The sequence below is a fragment of the Acinetobacter sp. BWR-L5 genome, from assembly GCF_039655985.1.
Classification (GTDB): Bacteria; Pseudomonadota; Gammaproteobacteria; order Pseudomonadales; family Moraxellaceae; genus Acinetobacter; species Acinetobacter johnsonii.
Genome location: NZ_JAGFEV010000006.1, coordinates 245,139 through 264,337, shown reverse-complemented (window position 1 = coordinate 264,337; position 19,199 = coordinate 245,139). Strand labels below are relative to the sequence as shown.

Annotated in this window: 18 protein-coding genes; 5 read left to right on the top strand and 13 right to left on the bottom strand. The window is 42.2% G+C overall.

The features are described from left to right. The 6 genes from mdcE to madL all read right to left on the bottom strand — a co-directional run bounded on the left by mdcE (position 1) and on the right by madL (position 4,830). Positions 1 to 717: a biotin-independent malonate decarboxylase subunit gamma gene (gene mdcE / locus JZ787_RS12910; RefSeq protein WP_346312527.1), complete on the bottom strand. Its 717-nt coding sequence runs from the start codon at positions 715 to 717 to the stop codon at positions 1 to 3. Between the two features lie 4 nt (positions 718 to 721). Continuing rightward, positions 722 to 1,609 (bottom strand): biotin-independent malonate decarboxylase subunit beta, encoded by an 888-nt coding sequence (locus JZ787_RS12905; RefSeq protein ID WP_346312526.1) that lies wholly within the window; start codon positions 1,607 to 1,609, stop codon positions 722 to 724. A 3-nt stretch (positions 1,610 to 1,612) separates the two neighbouring features. After that, on the bottom strand, positions 1,613 to 1,921 hold the full coding sequence (gene mdcC, locus JZ787_RS12900) for a malonate decarboxylase acyl carrier protein (RefSeq protein ID WP_016166424.1): 309 nt from the start codon (positions 1,919 to 1,921) through the stop codon (positions 1,613 to 1,615). A gap of 5 nt (positions 1,922 to 1,926) precedes the next feature. After that, on the bottom strand, positions 1,927 to 3,582 hold the full coding sequence (gene mdcA, locus JZ787_RS12895; protein ID WP_346312525.1) for a malonate decarboxylase subunit alpha: 1,656 nt from the start codon (positions 3,580 to 3,582) through the stop codon (positions 1,927 to 1,929). A gap of 21 nt (positions 3,583 to 3,603) precedes the next feature. Continuing rightward, on the bottom strand, positions 3,604 to 4,365 hold the full coding sequence (gene madM, locus JZ787_RS12890) for a malonate transporter subunit MadM (protein WP_168158472.1): 762 nt from the start codon (positions 4,363 to 4,365) through the stop codon (positions 3,604 to 3,606). 63 nt (positions 4,366 to 4,428) lie between these two features. After that, on the bottom strand, positions 4,429 to 4,830 hold the full coding sequence (gene madL, locus JZ787_RS12885) for a malonate transporter subunit MadL (protein ID WP_062035311.1): 402 nt from the start codon (positions 4,828 to 4,830) through the stop codon (positions 4,429 to 4,431). Between the two features lie 136 nt (positions 4,831 to 4,966). Between madL and JZ787_RS12880 the strand changes: the two genes are divergently transcribed. Further along, complete coding sequence (locus JZ787_RS12880) at positions 4,967 to 5,635, top strand: GntR family transcriptional regulator (protein WP_168158473.1); 669 nt, start codon at positions 4,967 to 4,969, stop codon at positions 5,633 to 5,635. Positions 5,636 to 5,923: 288 nt separating this feature from the next. Continuing rightward, positions 5,924 to 6,880: an NAD(P)-dependent oxidoreductase gene (locus JZ787_RS12875; protein ID WP_346312524.1), complete on the top strand. Its 957-nt coding sequence runs from the start codon at positions 5,924 to 5,926 to the stop codon at positions 6,878 to 6,880. 108 nt (positions 6,881 to 6,988) lie between these two features. On the opposite strand, the gene JZ787_RS12870 is transcribed toward JZ787_RS12875, so the two are convergent. From JZ787_RS12870 to kdgD, 4 genes are all read right to left on the bottom strand, one after another. Continuing rightward, positions 6,989 to 7,702 (bottom strand): FadR/GntR family transcriptional regulator, encoded by a 714-nt coding sequence (locus JZ787_RS12870; protein WP_168158475.1) that lies wholly within the window; start codon positions 7,700 to 7,702, stop codon positions 6,989 to 6,991. A gap of 217 nt (positions 7,703 to 7,919) precedes the next feature. Beyond that, positions 7,920 to 8,111 carry a type II toxin-antitoxin system prevent-host-death family antitoxin gene (locus tag JZ787_RS12865; RefSeq protein WP_004981514.1) on the bottom strand — a complete coding sequence of 64 codons (192 nt, stop codon included), beginning with the start codon at positions 8,109 to 8,111 and terminating at the stop codon, positions 7,920 to 7,922. Between the two features lie 67 nt (positions 8,112 to 8,178). Then, positions 8,179 to 9,765 carry an aldehyde dehydrogenase (NADP(+)) gene (locus JZ787_RS12860; RefSeq protein WP_346312523.1) on the bottom strand — a complete coding sequence of 529 codons (1,587 nt, stop codon included), beginning with the start codon at positions 9,763 to 9,765 and terminating at the stop codon, positions 8,179 to 8,181. 30 nt (positions 9,766 to 9,795) lie between these two features. Further along, on the bottom strand, positions 9,796 to 10,707 hold the full coding sequence (gene kdgD, locus JZ787_RS12855) for a 5-dehydro-4-deoxyglucarate dehydratase (RefSeq protein ID WP_168158477.1): 912 nt from the start codon (positions 10,705 to 10,707) through the stop codon (positions 9,796 to 9,798). A gap of 480 nt (positions 10,708 to 11,187) precedes the next feature. On the opposite strand from kdgD, the gene JZ787_RS12850 reads away from it, so the two are divergent. From JZ787_RS12850 to JZ787_RS12840, 3 genes are all read left to right on the top strand, one after another. Then, entirely contained in the window at positions 11,188 to 12,549 is a 1,362-nt protein-coding gene (locus JZ787_RS12850; RefSeq protein WP_346312522.1) for an MFS transporter, read from the top strand. Positions 12,550 to 12,622: 73 nt separating this feature from the next. Beyond that, entirely contained in the window at positions 12,623 to 14,173 is a 1,551-nt protein-coding gene (gene garD, locus JZ787_RS12845; protein WP_346312521.1) for a galactarate dehydratase, read from the top strand. A 75-nt stretch (positions 14,174 to 14,248) separates the two neighbouring features. Continuing rightward, positions 14,249 to 15,139, top strand: a complete 891-nt coding sequence (locus tag JZ787_RS12840; RefSeq protein WP_346312560.1) for a DMT family transporter — start codon at positions 14,249 to 14,251, stop codon at positions 15,137 to 15,139. Positions 15,140 to 15,177: 38 nt separating this feature from the next. Here the strand turns inward: JZ787_RS12840 and JZ787_RS12835 are convergent, their stop codons facing one another. From JZ787_RS12835 to kdpC, 3 genes are read right to left on the bottom strand one after another with little or no spacing between them, the layout of a single operon-like run. Beyond that, positions 15,178 to 15,888 (bottom strand): response regulator transcription factor, encoded by a 711-nt coding sequence (locus tag JZ787_RS12835; RefSeq protein WP_346312520.1) that lies wholly within the window; start codon positions 15,886 to 15,888, stop codon positions 15,178 to 15,180. A 10-nt stretch (positions 15,889 to 15,898) separates the two neighbouring features. After that, entirely contained in the window at positions 15,899 to 18,547 is a 2,649-nt protein-coding gene (locus tag JZ787_RS12830) for a sensor histidine kinase KdpD (protein ID WP_346312519.1), read from the bottom strand. 13 nt (positions 18,548 to 18,560) lie between these two features. Continuing rightward, positions 18,561 to 19,196: a potassium-transporting ATPase subunit KdpC gene (gene kdpC / locus JZ787_RS12825; RefSeq protein WP_346312518.1), complete on the bottom strand. Its 636-nt coding sequence runs from the start codon at positions 19,194 to 19,196 to the stop codon at positions 18,561 to 18,563. Positions 19,197 to 19,199: the final 3 nt, after the last annotated feature.

Sequence of the window (19,199 nt, the reverse complement as noted above, 5' to 3'; positions counted from 1 at the left end):
TTAACTGTGGACAACTTTCTCAATAATAGTATTACACAGCACACGCCCTTGACGCTGCTGCCCCACCACACGGCGTTGATCTGTCAGAAAAACCTCAAGATGTTGTTGTTGATTTAACAATGCTTGGCTGACCCAGTCTGTCTCCAAATCTGGCCAAATGGCATTGATTGCGCCCATTTTGTAAAAGTTTTCTGCCCCTGGGGCAAAAATAGCTGAGCTTTGGGAAAGTTCTTTTAACTTTTCGACTGGAATTTTAGTGACCCGTGCCATCGCGTTTAAGTCCATGACTTTCACTTGCGAATCACTGAGTGCATAAACTTCGTTTGCCATGAGTCCATAAGAGAGAAAGCCGCCACTGACCGCTTGACCGAAAATAATCGCAAGGTTGGCATGCCCACTTCTACGCAATAGATCAACACAAGATGCCAAATGCGCGAAGGTACGGTTTAAGCACAATAACTCATCGGCACGGGAAAGATCTTGACCTTGCGTATCCACAATAAAGACCACCGGAGTTTTATTGCCTTGGTGTACCAATTTCAAAATTTCTGAGGATAATTGAATAGCAATGTCTTGATTAATAGGTGCTGCATTAACTGTACCCAAAATCCGTACTGGACCTGCGTCCGTCTGAGCATTGCCCTTAATCACATAACCTTCGATCTGATAATCCAGTTGATGCGGAAACAACTGTTGTAAAAGTAATTCTGTATTCATGACCTCATCCTTGCTTTAACAACACAACTTCATGGGCAGACAACATCGGAATTTTTTCTGGCTGTGAAATTCCCATGTCATGCCAAATCTGTAAACCATCATTTTTACCAAACCAGCGTTGGTACTGCTGCTCAAGCTGTTGCTGCTGTTGCAATAATTGTTCTAAATCTAAAGAAGCAGCCTTGGCGTCTAGTTGTGTTAAAATCGCATCACGAATATCTGCAATATCATCCTCGACCAAAGCCTGTACATGGTTCAGTAAATAACGATGTTTACCGCCTGTAACGCGCCAAACCAAAGCACGGTCTTTCGAGTCAAACTCTTCGACGCCTTTCACTGTTTCAATCACTTCTGGGCCAGACAGTGCCAAACGCCCTTCTTCCGTCATGATGATGGCACTGCTCAAACAGGCACTGATGCCCATACCACCGAAAGCACCACAGGTGCCGCCAATCACGGTAATAATCGGAATCCCCGCATTTCGTACTTGCAACATGGCACGCATAATTTCGGAAATGGCGATGAGACCGGCATTGGCTTCATGCAGACGCACGCCGCCTGAGTCGACAAAAAACAGTACTGCTTGCGCTTGATCTTGAATGGCTTTATGTAAGAGACCGACAATTTTCGCCCCGTGGATTTCACCCACAGCCCCGCCCATAAACTGACCTTCTTGCGCCATAATATGTACTGGTGTTCCGTTTACACGCGCTGTACCAATAATCACGCCATCATCAAAACTACCTGGAATATCCAAAGCAGACAGGTGTGGGCTGACTTCAACTTCAGTCGGCTTTAAAATTTCATTAAAACTCTGAGCATCAACAACTGCTTGAATACGCGCACGTGCGGTTTTTTCATAAAAACTGTTTTTGAGCATCACTTGATCCATGTTCTATACTCCCTTAAACATAGATATTGCTTGGCTTAAGCGTAGATTCACCACCGCTGGGGTCGCGCCCATATCATTTAACTGAAATTTAAGCCCTGCTACTGCATGACGTTGTGCAAACTCATTCAGCACAGACTGCCAAACATGTTGAAAACCGACGGCTGATGTCGTGACTTCAATCTGACAAATATCCGCTTGATCATGCTGTGAAACCAAAACTTCTAAATTTCCAGAACCAACGACACCACAAATAACAGCCGCTTGTTCAGCGCTCAGCGGTGCTGATTGTAATTCAAATTTTAACTTTTCCATGTCGATCACCAGTTTCTAAAGCGACTTGGGGGCCTATATAAACCACCCGACCATTTAACTAAATCTTTCACCGATTTTGCCGCCAACAAATCACGACTGACCTGTGTTGGATCGATACCCAAATCTTCTGGACGTTGAATAATGCCGCGCTGGCGTAACTCATCCACTTTGGCCTCATCACGCTGCATACCGACTGGGGTATAACCTGCCACGCCACGAATGGCTTGTTCACGTTCTTCAGGAGTGCGACATAACAGCAAGTTGGCAATACCTTCTTCAGTGACAATATGGGTTACGTCTTCGCCATAAATCATGATGGGCGGGAGTTCACTCTCCATTTTGTCCTGCAACTGCCATGCATCTAACTCTTCAACAAAGACAGGATGCATATGCTCACGGTATGTTTCGACCAATTGCACCACCAACTTACGCCCTTTGATCAGTTTGCCGTCGACCGCTTCACGGCCTGCTTTGGTATAGGCATAACTGGCATGACGGCGTCCATGCGGGTCAGAGCCCATATTCGGCGCTCCGCCAAAACCCGAAATACGGTCTACGGTTGCGGTTGAACTGTTGCCTTGTAAATCAATCTGTAAAGTCGAACCAATGAACAGATCGCAGGCGTATAAACCTGCGGTTTGACTAAAGGCACGATTAGAGCGCATGCTGCCATCACTACCCGTAAAAAACACATCTGGACGTTCTTTAATATAGTCTTCCATCCCCACTTCAGAACCGAAGCTATGGATCGATTCGACAAATCCACTTTCAATCGCTGGAATTAAAGTCGGGTGCGGGTTCAAAGCCCAATTGGTACAGATCTGTCCCTTTAGTCCTAAGGATGCCCCATACGTAGGCAGTAACAATTCAATTGCCGCGGTATCAAAACCAATACCATGATTTAAACGTTGAATTTGATAAGGCGCATAAATACCTTTAATGACCATCATCGCCATTAAAATTTGCACTTCAGTAATTTGTGCAGGATCACGGGTAAATAATGGTTCTATATAGTTGTGCTTGGGACTTTCGATATAAAAATCGACCCAATCCGCAGGTACATCCACACGCGGTAACTTATCGACAATTTCATTAACCTGCGCAATCACAATGCCGCTTTTAAATGCTGTCGCTTCAATAATCGCGGGCGTATCTTCGGTATTCGCACCTGTATAGAGGTTGCCCTCACGGTCGGCCGCATGTGCCGTAATCAAGCAGACATTTGGCGTCAGATCGATAAAGTATCGCCCATACAGCTCGAGGTAAGTATGGATCGAACCAATACTGATTTTTTGCTGCTGAACCAATTGTGCTAGACGTAAACTTTGTGGGCCTGCAAAGGAAAAATCGACCTTAGAAGCAATGCCTTTTTCAAAGACATCAATATGACTGGGTAAAGCCAATACTGACTGCACGATATGTAAGTCATGAACCACCTCTGGATTACACTGACTTAAACTCTTTGACAAAAAGTCGGCCTGCTTTTGGTTATTACCTTCTAAACAAACGCGATCACCACTGGAAATTACCGTTTCCAAAAGTTCAATCACCCGAGTATGCTCAACTTGTTTTGCAAAGCCTTTTTCTTTGGCAAGATTCAACTTTTCTTGTCTACGGGTGCGCTGCTTATCCCATAAGCGCGTCTTAACCATTTGGTTCATGGGGTCACCTTTATGCTGTGCTTAGCCGAAGATGGCATTAATTGTGAGAAAAAATACAGAGGGTCCAAGTAAGCAACCAAGACCGGTATAGAAGGTTGCGACCAATGCACCATAGGGTACTAAACGCACATCAGTTCCTGCCAAACCTGCTGCTGTACCACTAGTCGTCCCTGCCATTCCACCAAAAACCATGGCAGAACGTGGACTTTTGAGATACATAAATTTTGCGAACAACGGCGTACCCACCATGAAAAACACCGCCTTGATCAAACCAATTGCAATCGATAATGCAATCACTTCTGAGCTTGCACCAATGGCTGAACCTGTTACTGGCCCAACGATATAGGTCATCGCACCTGCGCCAATCGTGGTCATCGAAACGGGATCTTTATAGCCCATCAACCACGCCACCATTGCACCAATCAAAAATGGAATCACGCAGCCCAGTGCAAGCGCGATCAAGCCCACCTTTCCTGCTTTTTTCACTTCTTTGACGTCGACTTCAAACGCCGTTGATGCAATGGCCAAGTCACGAATCATGGCACCACCGAGTAAAGCAAAACCTGAGAAAATGGCGATATCTGAAATGCCCTTTTCACCTTGAGTATAAATCCCAGCGAAATAAGCCAAAACTAGCCCCATGGTGATGGCGATGGCTGAGCTTTGTAACTTCCCTTTGGTAAGATATTTCGACAAAAGATGCGACACATACATCATCAAACCAGTCACTGCGAGCGCCGCGACGAGGGCATTTTTGGTAAAAACCGTAATTATTTCTTCCATTGCGTTTCTTCCTTGTAACCGTACAACTGATTGTTATTTCGTGTTAAGACAACACCCTTGTCCTTAAGCGGCTTTTTCAGTCTGCTCTACAGCCCATTCATAGCTGTCATAATCGCCACTGGATTTATTCAACCAACGAATCACCAAGACGGTACCAATCAAAGATGCAAGCGAAACAATCAGACCTAACATCCCGCCCGACATAGCAGCAACTACGTTTTGACCTGCCGACATGGCAACCACAATCGGGATATACATACCTGACCAGTACAACACACCAAATTGAGTCACTTGTGGTAAGTGCCCACGTTTCGCTAATAGTTCCTTCGATAGAATTAATAAAATCATGGCAATGGCCACACCACCTACATTGGCTTGCACACCAAGAGCAATCCCGAGGGCATTGCCTAGATAAACACCAAGTAAATGGCAGACTGCCAATATGGCTGTTCCGTAAATAATCATTGCTGAATCCTCCCTGGATCATGCAGTGCTTCTAATAATCTGACTTATAATTTGCTATAGTTATAGCTTATCTGTATCCAGTGTACAATGATTTGTACTCAAATAAACATAAATTGTATACAATTTTTGGTGATGTATGACTTCAATTGCGGAACTTCCTCTTTCTATTCAAATTAGTAAAAAGTTAGAGGATGATATTATTTATGGCTTTTTCCTACCTGGGACTAAGCTAGATGAACAAGAGCTTTGCGAACGCTATGGTGCTTCACGCACCCCGATTCGTGAGGCATTAAAGCTATTGGCCGCTGAAGGTTTAGTTGAAATTCGCCCACGTCGTGGTGCAATTATTCCAGCCATTAATTCACTTACCCTTTGTGAAATGTTCGAGGTGATGGCTGAATTAGAAGCCATGTGTGGACGTTTAGCAGCACGGCGCATTCAACCTGAAGAAAAGCAAGAATTACAGCGCTTACATCAGTTATGCCAAGACTATTTAAATCAGAACGATTCAGAAAATTATTATGAGGCCAACCGTTTATTTCACTTTGCCATTTATCAAGCCAGTCATAATGCCTTTTTAATTGAACAAGCGTGTACCTTACACAAACGTTTGCACCCGTACCGTCGCCTGCAACTCCGCGTTAACCATCGAATGAATCATTCATTTTCAGAGCATAGCGCAATTTTAGAGGCCATTTTTGCAGGGGATGAACAAGAAGCTGAGGCCTTGCTGAAAGCGCATGTGGTGATTCAAGGTGAGAAATTTACGGACTTTATTTCAACCTTAGAACATTTAAATCCTTAAAAACTGAACTTGTTTGAGCTAAGTTGTTCATGTTTTTGATGTTTAAGACCATTCATGTAGCGAAGAAAAATACCAAGAAATACATATCGATTTCTTGGTATTTTTTCTTGATGAGTGCCTTGATTAGAGCAGTATCAGGCCCCTCTCCTTCCTAAAAACTCACCGAATTGAAATCAAAAAGTGGCTTGAACGATGCGCAACTGCCCTGCGTATAATGATGTGATATAGAAATCAGCACTCAGATGACATATGATGTCTTATATCAAGTTTTATATTGAATACTTTCTTATGTCGACTCTCAAAGTAACCTGTGCCGAAAAATATGTCTTAATTGATCAAGCATTTCAATTCGATTTTCCTGTGCAATACAGCGAATTTCAGCAACTCGATCAAGAGCAGTTTCAAACACAAGTCCATGATCAAGATGTCATTATCATTAGTGATTTAAATGTTAATGAACAAGTTTTAGCCAACAATCCCAATCTAAAGCTCCTCGCACTCTGCTCAACTGGCTTTAACCACGTCAATCTGCCTCTGCTCAAACAACATGGCGTTCAAGTCTGTAATATCCGTGGCTATGCAGGCGATGCCGTTGCCGAACATGCGTTTACCTTAATGATTAATTTAATTAAAAATTTTCCTCAACAGGTTGATGGCGTTAAACAAGGATTGTGGTCAACGGGCAACAGCTCATTCTTTTTAGCTGCTCCAATGGGTGAACTCAAAAATAAAACACTGACCATCATGGGTAAAGGTGAAATTGGCTTATCGCTTGCACAAAAAGCCGAAGCATTTGGCATGAAAGTCATTTTTAGTGAGCGTAAAAATGCGGCGCAATGCCGTGATGGATATGTGCCATTTGAGCAAGCTGTACAACAAGCAGATATTTTGTCTTTACACTGTGAGTTAAATGTTGAAACTGAACACATGATCGATGCTTCAGTCTTTGAACGCATGAAAGAAAAAAGTATTTTAATTAATGTCGGTCGTGGTGGCTTAGTGCATGATGCCGATCTGATTGCAGCAATTGAAAGCAAAAAAATTGCAGGTTTTGGTGCTGATGTATTGAATCAGGAACCGCCTGCCGATGACCATCCACTACTCCAACTGCAACGCCAGCATGCCAATGTCATGATTACTGGACATATTGCTTGGGGTACAGACGAAGCACAACAACGTTTATTTGACATTTTACAAAGTAATATCAATCAAAATATGCAAGGTGTAGAACAAAATCTTGTTTAAATACATCATGCTTCAATAGACTTTGTATCAATAAAAAAAGCAGCAGACTCGAATTAAGTCATGCTGCTTTTTTTATATCAGAACTTTAATCGTCGTTAAGTCCTAAAACTATTGCTTAAACTTTTTAATGCTTTTTGAGAGATGAGCACGCATCATTTGACGTGCCAAAAGTCCATCTTGATCTACAATCGCATTGAAAATATTAACATGATCATGGTGTACTGTTTTTAAATAATCTTCACGATTCACAGGGCTGTGTTCAATGGATTTTACTCGTGCACGCGGGATAATTTTTTCACCTAGGTATTTCAGAAAATCAACAAAATATTGATTTTCAGAGGCCTCGGCAATTGCAATATGAAAGTCATAATCAGCTTTCACTGTACCGTCATTCACATCAGACGAAATATGCTTTTCAAAGTCATCCAATGCTACTTTCATTTTATCGATATGCACTTGTTTACGGCGTTCCGAAGCAAGAAATACTGCCTCTGACTCTAAACTAATCCGCAATTCCAGTAAGGCCACAATGTCATTGATGGTTTCTAAGCTGGCATTTGAAAGTAAAAAATTTTGTTCGATGGAATGTTCTTTGACAAAAGTACCAATACCATGACGGGTCTCGACATAACCGAGAGAACGTAATTCGGTAATAGCCTCTCGAATAACCGAACGACTCACTTCAAACTGTTCAATCAGTTCAAGTTCTGTCGGAATTTTTTCTCCAACCGTAAAGTCTCCGGATTGAATTTTTTCAATCAATTGCGCGACGATGATTTGGCTTAATTTTTTTGTTGATCTAGATTTAATCGCACTAGACATAATGAAAGAGACTCACCAAATATTGGAAAATTAGAGACTTAGTTTACTATAACCCGACCCAATAGTCCTATAGTAAGTTGTTTGGACTTCAATTGTTATCGGGAGTGGTGATACATCATATCAGTCTGATCCTGTCATTCAAACTAACACTGTTGATTCAAAAAAAGGAAATACATGCCTGACATGCTCGTGCACTAGATATTGAAGCCTAAAACCTTCAGTAAGATTCGGACTGTTTTGGAAATTTCGCCTCAAATTCTGCTTTTTTATAGGCCTCATAGGAAGCCTTGCTGATCATGACCGCAGACTCTCGGCCTTTACGGGTAATTTCGACGGGATCACCCGCGACTGCTTTATCCATAATCATGGACAACAGCGCTTTGGCATTACTGCAATTAAAACTTTCCATAGAATACTGTCCTAAATAAAGCCACGCCATGATCAATCATAGCGTGGCTTTGGTTTAATCCATTGAATTAAAGTGCTGCTTTAGTCAATTCACCATTAATCAAACGATTAATTTGTAATGGATTTTCATCTTTAAGCGCTGCTGGCAATAATACTTGTGGTGTGTTTTGATAACACACTGGACGCATAAAGCGTTCAATTGCACCCGTACCTACCGATGTACCACGCGCATCACTTGTTGCAGGGAATGGACCGCCATGAACCATGGCATCAGACACTTCTACCCCTGTCGGGAAGCCGTTAAATAACACACGACCTGCTTTACGCGTGAACAGTGTTAATAATGCTTGTGCCGTCGCCAATTCAGCATCTTCACCAATGATGGTAGCTGTCAATTGACCTGCTAATTGTTCAAGACCTCGTAATAAGGTTGCTTCGTCGTCTACTGCAACAACAATCGACATTGGACCAAACACTTCATGTTGTAGCTTGGCATTCCCAGCCAACAAAACGCTTTGGTCTGCTTGGAACAAGTTCGCCGATGCTTGTGAAATCAACGTTGCTTCTTGACCTTGAGCAATCAATTCAAAGCCAGCTTCGGTTTTTAACTCAGCAACACCTTGTTGATAGCTTTTTAAAGTACCTGGATTCAACATCACTTGTGGCACAGCTTGCTGTGTATGTGCAATTAAGCCTTGAACAAACTGATCAAACTCAGGGCTTTTCACGCCTAAAATTAAACCCGGTTTGGTACAGAATTGACCACAACCCATGTTAAATGAAGCAACCGTGTCTTGTGCAATTTGTGCACCACGTGCAGCTAATGCCTGTGGCATCACCACAACTGGGTTCACGCTCGACATTTCGGCAAATACAGGAATGGGTTGAGGACGGTTTTGCGCAATATTGTATAGCGCCATACCACCTTCCAAAGAACCCGTGAAACCTACTGCTTGAATCAGTGGATGTGCCACCAAATCCGCACCAATACGACCACCAAAGATCATATTGAATGTACCCGCTGGCATTGCACAGTTCACAATGGCTTTTTCAATCGCTTCACCAACCAGTTCCGCAGTCGCCATATGACCTGAGTGAGCTTTAAACACGACTGGACAGCCCGCAGCCAAAGCTGCAACCGTGTCACCACCAGCGGTAGAAAACGCCAATGGGAAGTTACTTGCACCAAATACTGCAACAGGACCTACAGCCACTTTGCATTGGCGAAGGTCAACGCGAGGCATTGGCTTACGTTCTGGCAATGCAGGATCAATACGTGCGCCATAGAAATCGCCACGACGTAACAACTGAGCAAATAAACGCAACTGGCCCGTTACACGACCTGTTTCACCTTGTAAACGAGCCAAAGGTAAACCTGTTTCCAACGATGCAACTTCTTGAAGCTTTGGACCCCAAGCTTCAATCTGCACTGCAATTTCTTCTAAAAATTCAGCACGTTGCTCTTGTGTCGTTTGGCTATAAACCGCGAAAGCAGCTTCAGCAGCTTTTGCAGCAGCGTCTACTTCTTCAAGCGTTGCTTGGCTGTAGACATAACCTGTCAGTTGATAATCTGTTGCGTTAATGCTTTCAATTGCCGGTGCATGAGTTGCGACACGCTGACCATTGATAAATTGCTTACCATTATTAATTGCCATGAATAAACTCCAATGCCTAAATGTCTAAACTTATTGCGGACCTAAAGTTGCAATTAATGCAGCCAAGTCTTCGTAGTCTTTCGGAGTTAAATCGCTTAATGGTGGACGTACAGGACCTGCATCATAACCACTAATTTTCGCACCCGCTTTAATCATACTTACGCCATAACCTGCTTTACGGTCACGGATTTGAATAAGTGGTAAGAAGAAATCTTTGATTAAACGATCAGTCGTTGCCGTATCATTGGCACGAATTGCGTTATAAAACTCCATGGCAGTTTTTGGAATGAAGTTAAATACTGCAGATGAGTACACTGGGCAACCTAATGCTTTGTATGGTGCTGCAAATACTTCAGCAGTTGGTAAACCACCTAAGTAAGATAAACGATCACCTACAGTTTGGGTAATGCCTGTCATCATATCAATTTGACCAGAACTGTCTTTGAAACCAATCAGGTTTGGACATGCTTCTGTTAATTGTTGTAATGAATCAAGATTTAAAAGAGATACGCTACGGTTATAGAAAATTACACCGAAGTCAACTGAGTTACACACTTGTTTAACGTGTTCGATCAAGCCTTCTTGGCTCGCTTCAGTTAAGTAGTGCGGCATTAAAAGAATACCTTGAGCACCTAAACGTTCAGCTTCTTGCGCTTGTGCAATCGCTTGACGAGTTGGACCACCCGCACCTGCAATAATCGGCACACTGCCCTTACAAGTATCCACCGCAGTCTTGATGACTTCAGAATATTCATTGCCAGTTAATGAGAAAAACTCACCTGTACCACCCGCAGCAAAAAGTGCACTTGCACCGTAAGGTGCTAACCACTCTAAACGCTTTGCATAGGTTGCTTTGTTAAAATCGCCATTTTTGTCAAAGTCAGTTACTGGGAAAGAAAGTAAACCGTCAGAAATAATACTCTTTAACTCAACTGCTTCCATTGTAACTCTCCGTAGTCATCTATAAGTTGTCTGACATCCTACAACATAAAATTGAAAAGTCCAATCTTTTTTGTGCGAAAGTCTCGAAAAGCGCCGCTAATATGCATCAAAAGCAAGAAAATCTATACTTATTCAACTAATTGATTATTCAATTCTCTTTTAAAAAAGAATAAAATACTTTGTTAGGTGCATAAAAATAACTCAAATTTAATCCAATCACTCAGTCATCATACCTCTAAATTTATTTAATTTATTAATTTTCAATAGCTTAATAAACAACAACCCAAAACTTCAAAAAAACAAATTGCAAACAATTCCAAAATAATCATAAGATGTCATACATCTTTAAAGACTGCTTTGAGCATTTTGGAAGAAATCGGTATTTAATCATGATGAAAAAATACCTATTTCGTTAAATAGACATGAAGTCACTCTAATTTGATTGCGCACAAATTAGGTTACGGATAGAAGAGTTTGTGTATGGAAAATTTACAAACGCAAAGTGCCGCTGCCGCTACTACGGCTAGTCACAAAAAGACCCGCTATTTTATTTTAGCGATGATCTTTATTATCACCTCATTAAACTATGGTGATCGTGCAACCCTTTCAATGGCTGCTTCACCAATGACACAAGAGTTAGGTATTGACTCTGTGACGATGGGATATATCTTCTCTGCGTTTGCTTGGGCATACGTGATTGGACAAATTCCAGGTGGTTGGTTACTCGATAAATACGGCGCACGAAAAGTATATTTCGGCAGTATTTTCTTATGGTCATTATTCACCGTTCTTATTGGCTTCTCTGATATTTTCGGCAGCACTGGCGCAGTCATTAGTGTCTTATTTTTATTGCGTTTTATGGTTGGTTTAGCGGAAAGCCCTGCGTTCCCTGGAAATAGTCAGATCGTGGCTGCATGGTTCCCGACCAAAGAACGCGGTACGGCTGCTGCAATTTTTAACTCTGCACAATATTTCGCAACGGTTATTTTCGCTCCATTCATGGGCTGGCTTGTTGCACAAGTCCACTGGCAATCTATTTTCTGGATCATGGGTGGTCTAGGTATTGTGATGTCATTTGTGTGGTTGAAAGTTATTTATAGCCCAGTCAATCATCCAAGTATTAATCCTGCCGAACTTGACTACATCAAAGAAGGTGGTGGTTTGGTAAATATGGGTGAAGATAAAAATAATACTCAGCAAAAGAAAAAGACCTCTTTTGCCGATATTAAACAGCTTCTTTCTTCGCGTATGTTACTGGGGATATTCATTGCGCAGTATTGTATTAACTGCTTAACCTATTTCTTCTTAACTTGGTTCCCTGTGTACCTTGTAAAAGAACGTCATATGACTATTTTGCAGGCTGGTTTTGCTGCAGTTGCTCCTGCACTTTGCGGTTTCATCGGTGGTATTTTGGGTGGTTTAGTTTCAGACCGCTTAATCAAAATGAATTATTCAGTAACTTTCGCTCGTAAGCTGCCAATTATTCTTGGCTTGTTCTTATCGACTAGCATCGTAATTTGTAACTACGTAGATTCGCATACTGCCATTATCTTCTTTATGTCATTGGCATTCTTCGGCAAAGGCTTTGGTTCATTAGGTTGGGCAGTCATGTCTGATGTTGCACCTAAAGAAATGATTGGCTTATCGGGTGGTTTATTCAATACCTTTGGTAATACTGCGGGTATCGTGATTCCAATCGTTATTGGTTACATCATCAGCTCTACTGGTTCTTTCAACAATGCCTTGGTGTTTGTTGGTATTCATGCCGTAATTGCACTACTTTGCTACTTACTCATGGTCGGCAAAATCGAGCGTTTCCAATTGAAAACAACTGCAAACTAATCCCCTCATTTACAACTTAGAGCTAGCGAATTTCAAAGCTAGCTCTACAGCAATATTTTTACAAGGAACGATCATGCAACAGAGACCACTACTCATCAAAATTAATCCGCAAGACAACGTCGCGATCGTGGTGAACGATGGTGGTCTTGCGCAAGGTACGTATGTAGAGGCTCAGGACATCACTTTAGTTGAAGCTGTTCCTCAAGGTCACAAAGTTCTATTAACAGAGTTAAAAGAAAGCGATCCGATTGTTCGCTACGGCGAAATTATTGGCTATGCAAATAAAGATTTAAATGCAGGTTCATGGGTCAATGAAGCTGTAACACGCATGCCTGAAGCACCAACTTTAGACTCTTTAGAACTTGCGACTCGTCCTGCACCAGTACTTGAACCACTCACTGGTTACACTTTTAAAGGTTATAAAAACAAAGATGGTTCTGTTGGAACCAAAAACTTATTGGCAATTACCACCAGCGTGAACTGCGTTGAAGGGATTGTCGATCATGTGGTTAAAATCGTAGAACGTGAATTACTGCATAAATATCCAAATGTTGATGGTATTGTCGGACTCAACCACTTATATGGCTGTGGTGTCGCGATTGATGCCCCTGCGGCGATTGTGCCGATTCGTACCATTCATAACTTAGCGCTGAATCCAAACTTTGGTGGCGAAGTGATGGTGGTCAGCTTAGGCTGTGAAAAAATGCAACCTGAACGCTTGCTGAATATTCCTGCTGAAAACAAACGTATTCCTGTTGAAGATCAAGATATCATTCAACTGCAAGATGAACGTCATAATGGCTTTCAGAGTATGGTTGACCACATTTTGGCGGTGGCAGAACACCATTTAGAAAAGTTGAATCAGCGCCAACGTGAAGAAGTGTCTGCATCACATTTGGTGGTGGGCATGCAATGTGGTGGCAGTGATGCCTTTTCAGGTGTGACCTCTAACCCTGCTGTAGGCTTTGCTTCTGACCTGATTGTCCGTTGCGGCGGTACAGTGATGTTCTCAGAAGTCACTGAAGTCCGTGATGGCATTCATTTACTCACGCCTCGTGCTGAAAATGAGCAAGTTGCAAAAGACCTCATTCGTGAAATGCAATGGTATGATGACTACCTCGCCGCAGGTAAAGTAGACCGCAGTGCCAATACCACCCCAGGTAACAAAAAGGGGGGGTTAAACAACATTGTGGAAAAAGCCATGGGCTCAATTGCTAAGTCTGGCAGTTCCGCAATTGTTGAAGTCTTGGCACCAGGACAAAAACCAACCAAGAAAGGGCTGATTTTTGCTGCAACGCCATCTAGCGACTTTATTTGTGGTACACAACAAATGGCGTCTGGCATTACCGTACAAGTCTTTACCACAGGTCGTGGCACGCCTTACGGTTTAGCCGCAGTTCCTGTGATTAAAATGGCGAGCCGCAACACCATTGCCAACCGTTGGTATGACCTGATTGATATTAGTGCGGGTGATATCGCGATTGGTAAACGCAGCATTGAACAAGTGGGTTGGGAATTATTTGAACTCATTTTACAAGTTGCTAGCGGAGAAAAGAAAACTTGGTCAGATCACTGGGGAATTCATAATTCACTTGCAGTCTTTAACCCTGCCCCTGTGACCTAAACTTTATAAGGTGGGTAGAGGAATCGGCTGATTCTTCTATTTACCTGTTTATGTACTCGGAAACACAATATTATGATGCAAAACACATCATCGCCCTCAACGGCTGTGAGTAAAGCACTCCTCTGTTTAATGACTTCAGCCTTGCTGTTTTCGATTATGGGCGTATGCATTCGTTTTGCATCTGAAACGGTAGATAATCCGACAGTGGTCTTTTTTAGGAATGCTGTCGGATTATTTATTTTTATTCCTATGCTGTTTAAGCAGGGTTTAAGTTTTATTAAAACCGATAAATTGTGGATGCATACTTGGCGCAGTGTCGTCGGTTTAGCTGCCATGTATGGGTTTTTCTACGCGATTGCACATCTAAAACTGTCCAATGCAATGGTGTTTAGCTACTCCTCGCCGATTTTTATTCCACTGATTGCCTACTTCTTTCTCAAAGAAAAAATAAGTCTCGGCATGATTATCGCGGCGATTGTTGGTTTAATCGGGGTGCTGTTGGTAGCCAAACCCGATCAAGGGATGTTTAATGCGTTGTCTGTGATTGGTCTAGGTGCTTGTTTCTTATCTGCAATGGCCTTTGTCACTGTCCGTGCACTGACCAGTACTGAGCCACCCGAACGGATCGTTTTCTATTTTTGTATTTTTGGCACGCTCATTTCATCTATTCCAATGTTTTGGCACTGGCGTATCTTCACACTCAAAGAATTGGCCTTACTGATTACCGCAGGGCTGTTAGCCAACATCAGCCAGTTATTTATGTCTTATGCCTATAGTTTAGCCCCTGCTGGGCAAATTGGGCCGATGAATTATATTGCAATTGTATTTGCAGGGATTTGGGGCTTTATTTTTTGGCATGAGATTCCCGACATGTTCAGTATTCTCGGTATCTCTATCATCTTAATTGCAATTTTGGCGTGTAATCCTATGATTACGAATAAAATTAGACATCTTTTGAAATTCTAAGTAAGCCGAAATCGATTATTAAAAAGTTGAGCTTTTTACTATGTGCGGTTTGCTGCGTCAAAGCGCAATCCAACACCTGCAATGGTAAAAATATATTTTGGAGTGACCGCAGAATCTCCAATTTTGGTGCGGAGTTTTTTCACCAAGATTCGAAGATAATGGGTATCCTCTTCATGGCTAATGCCCCATAACTCCGTCATAATTTGTTTTTGTGTGACGATCTTACCTTGATGACGAATCAACAGTGCCAACAGTTGAAATTCTTTTTTGCTGAGGACAATTTCTTCCTGAGCAAACGTCACCATATGCTCAGCCACATCCACAGATAATTGACCATCATCAAATACAATATTCTGTTCAGACTGTTGTGGTTTATTGCGAAACATCACTCGAATACGAGCGCATAATTCCTGAATGCTAAACGGTTTGGTCACATAATCATTCGCGCCTGCATCGAGCAATTTAATTTTTTGATTTTCATCAGGACGTGCAGATAACACAATCACAGGAATATCTGACCACTGCCGCATCTCGGTTAACACCCGCTGTCCTTCCATATCAGGTAAACCCAAATCTAAAATCAGTAAATCCGCACCCCGTGTTGCCAAAATTTCTAAGCCTTTCATGCCATTTTCAGCAACATGCACCTGATAACCTTGCGCACGTAAAGCAATGTCTAAAAATTTTCGAATTTGAGGTTCATCATCAATAATTAAAATTGATGCATTCGGATAAATTGTTTGCGGCATAAAAGATCGTTTAACCCTGATGTAACGGTAATCGTATGCGAATTAAAGTGCCTTGACCATCTGTTCCAGCAAAAGCTTCGATACTGCCCATATGAGCGCCAATAATCGCTTTGACAATCGCCAGCCCTAAACCTGTTCCTGTTTTACCGTGATCGCCACGCTGCATGGTATAAAACATATCAAAAATTTGTTCACGTTCATGTTCAGGAATGCCGATCCCTTGATCGGTAATGTCAATTTGCAGTAATTGTTCCTCTTGCTGAATCTTTATTTCAATCGGAACATTCTCTGGTGAGAACTTGGCGGCATTTTCCAAGACATTAAAAATGGCTTGTTCAATCAAAGCAGGATGCACATATAATTGCGGAAGTTCTTCCGCCAAAGCAACCTCAATTTTTACCTCAGGCTGATAGCGTTTAAGCCGTTGAGTTGCCGAGCCAATCAATTCATCCACACCAATCCAAGCACGACTTAAAGTCAAACCCTGATGACCTAATCGAGTCATATCCAACAGGTTTTGAATATAACGATCCAATCGTTCGCCCTCAATGTGAATGGTGTCTAATAATTCATGGCGATCGCTTTCAGGCATCTGTTCACCATAATATTTAAGCGTATCTGCTGAGCCAATCATCGCGGCTAAGGGTGAACGTAAATCATGCGATACCGAAGAAAGTAAGGCTGAACGCAACTTTTCCGTTTCAGCCACCACACGAGAGTTTTCCAACTGTAACGAGAATTGAACCCGAGCAACAGTTTGCGCAATATCTTCAATCATCAACTCAGTTAAACGTTGCAATTCAAAGCTAATGGTTTGAGCGTTTTGATGAAAGCGAATCGCAATCACCCCATATTCTTTGACCAAATTTAACGGAATAAACCACCAATCAGAATTGGTCAACGTATTGGTAAAACGTCCACAGGGTTTCGCATTCTTCTGCGTCCAATCTGCGGCAATTTGATCTTTTTCATTTAAGACGGATGGATCACCTAAAGACTGATTTTCAACTTTTAACCAAACCGTGGCATTTAATGAAGTTTCCAAATGTTGTTTGGCGACATTTAACACCTGTTCAATATCCACACAGGTCGATAGCTTGCGCTCTAATTCCTGTAACTGTAACGACACTGAATTTGCAGCACGTAGGCTAAGCACCTGAGCGCGTAATTGGTTGGCTAAACGCCCGACCAGTAAAGCTGAGACAATGAACGTGATAATGGTAATCACCCCACGTTCAGCACTAATCATAAAGGTAAAGCGAGGTTCGATAAAAAAGTAGTTGTAGAGTAAAAAACAGATAAATACACTGATAATCGTAATCAACATGCGGGCACGTATCGCAACCAATAATACAGTCACAATAAAAATCAAAGCTAAATCACTATACCCAATAAAATGATCACTGATTGCAGCTACAATCAGTCCTAGTAATACAATGATAATACTTTCAAACACTTCACGTTGATTAAATGCCAATCCTTGTTCTAGCCAAGATGAATGAGCCACATCTGTCTGCAAACGCTTTTCATTATTTTTGGCTTTCAACGGCTGAACAAAGGTGATTTCAAAAGGATGCTGTTTCTCTAACAGTTGATCGGCAATATGATCTGAAAATAGGCGTTGCCATAGCGATTTTTGAGGGCTTTTACCGAGCAAAATATTAGATGCACCATAATCATAAGCTGCCTGTAAAATGGTCGATGCAATATGATTGCTATAGAGTAAATAAGTGTCTGCACCGAGCTTACGTGCCAGATTAAAAGCTTTCGTCACTGCAAAGGCTTGAGTCGTTTCAACCTTACTTTTTTGAATCGAAATAACGCTCCACGTTGCATTGCGCCTTTCCGCAATCCGATGCGCACGGCGCACCAAATCTTCAGAGAATTCAGAACCATCTATCGCCAACAGGACATGATTTTGAATCGGAATAATCTGCCCTTGCGCAACAAATTTTTCTCGATAATCAATATCGACCTGCCCTGCAACAGTTTGAATTGCCAGATCACGTAATGCTGTCAAATTTGCAGCTTTAAAAAAACCTTGCAATGCATGGGGTGCAACATCGGCGAAATAAATCTTGCCATGATTCATCCGTTCTAATAATTCAGGAACAGGTAAATCAACCAGTCGAATATCTTTCAAACGTTTAAGTAACGCATCAGGTACAGTTTCAGTTACCCGAATCCCCGTAATTTGGTAAACCACATCATTGAGGCTTTCCAAATGCTGAATGTTTAAGGTGCTATAGACATCAATGCCTGCATCCAACAACTCATTGACATCTTGCCAACGATATTCATGCCGACTATCGGGTACATTCCGATGGGCCAACTCATCAACAAGCACAATTTGAGGCTTTAATTTAAGAATTTGGTCGAGATCCATCTCTTCCAACATTCGCCCCTGATATTCCACAAGCTTTCTGGGAATAACATTGAGACCTTGAATCAAAGCTTCAGTATCAGATCGACCGTGAGTTTCCACCTCTCCGACCACCACATGCTGTCCTTGTTGCATCAGTTCATGCGCTCGGGTCAGCATGGCATAGGTTTTCCCTACCCCAGGTGCTGCACCCAAGAAAATGATCAAACGTCCAGATTGTTCACGTTGACTATGTGCCAACCATGCATCTGCTTTATTGTTTCGGTCGATCTGCATAAAGTCTGCTCTATCAACGTGTGGCCGATGACAATTGATCTAAGGCTAAATTTAACTGCAACACATTCACTCTCGCTTGCCCATATATGCCGAACTGTGCAGGCTGAATTTGTTGTTGTACCAAATCACGAACTTGTTGCTCAGGCAAATGACGTTGCTGTGCCACTCGTTTCAACTGTAATAAAGCACTTTCAGGTGAAATATCAGGGTCAATCCCACTGCCCGATGCAGTCACCATCTCATTGGGCACTTGTTGCTCAGTCATCTGATTGTTTTGCGCAAACTGTGCGGTTCGTTCCTTGATCTGTTTCTGCAAATCAGGATTTGAGATTGCCAAATTACTGCCCGCCATACCATCTACACTGTAACTTACCGCACTCGGTCGCCCATGAAAATATGACTCACTGACAAAATTTTGTCCGACCAAACTTGACCCAACCACTTTACCCTTCAGTTCAATGACACTGCCATTGGCTTGTTTCGGAAAGATCAACTGCGCAATCGAGACACTTGCGGTAGCGTACAACATGCCTGCAATCAAGAAACCAACCGCAACCAAACCGAGGCTTGGGCGTAAAACTGAATGAACAGGATTCGATAGTTGAAGATTTTGTTGGTTCAATTGCTCATGCTTCAATAAAATATTCATTTC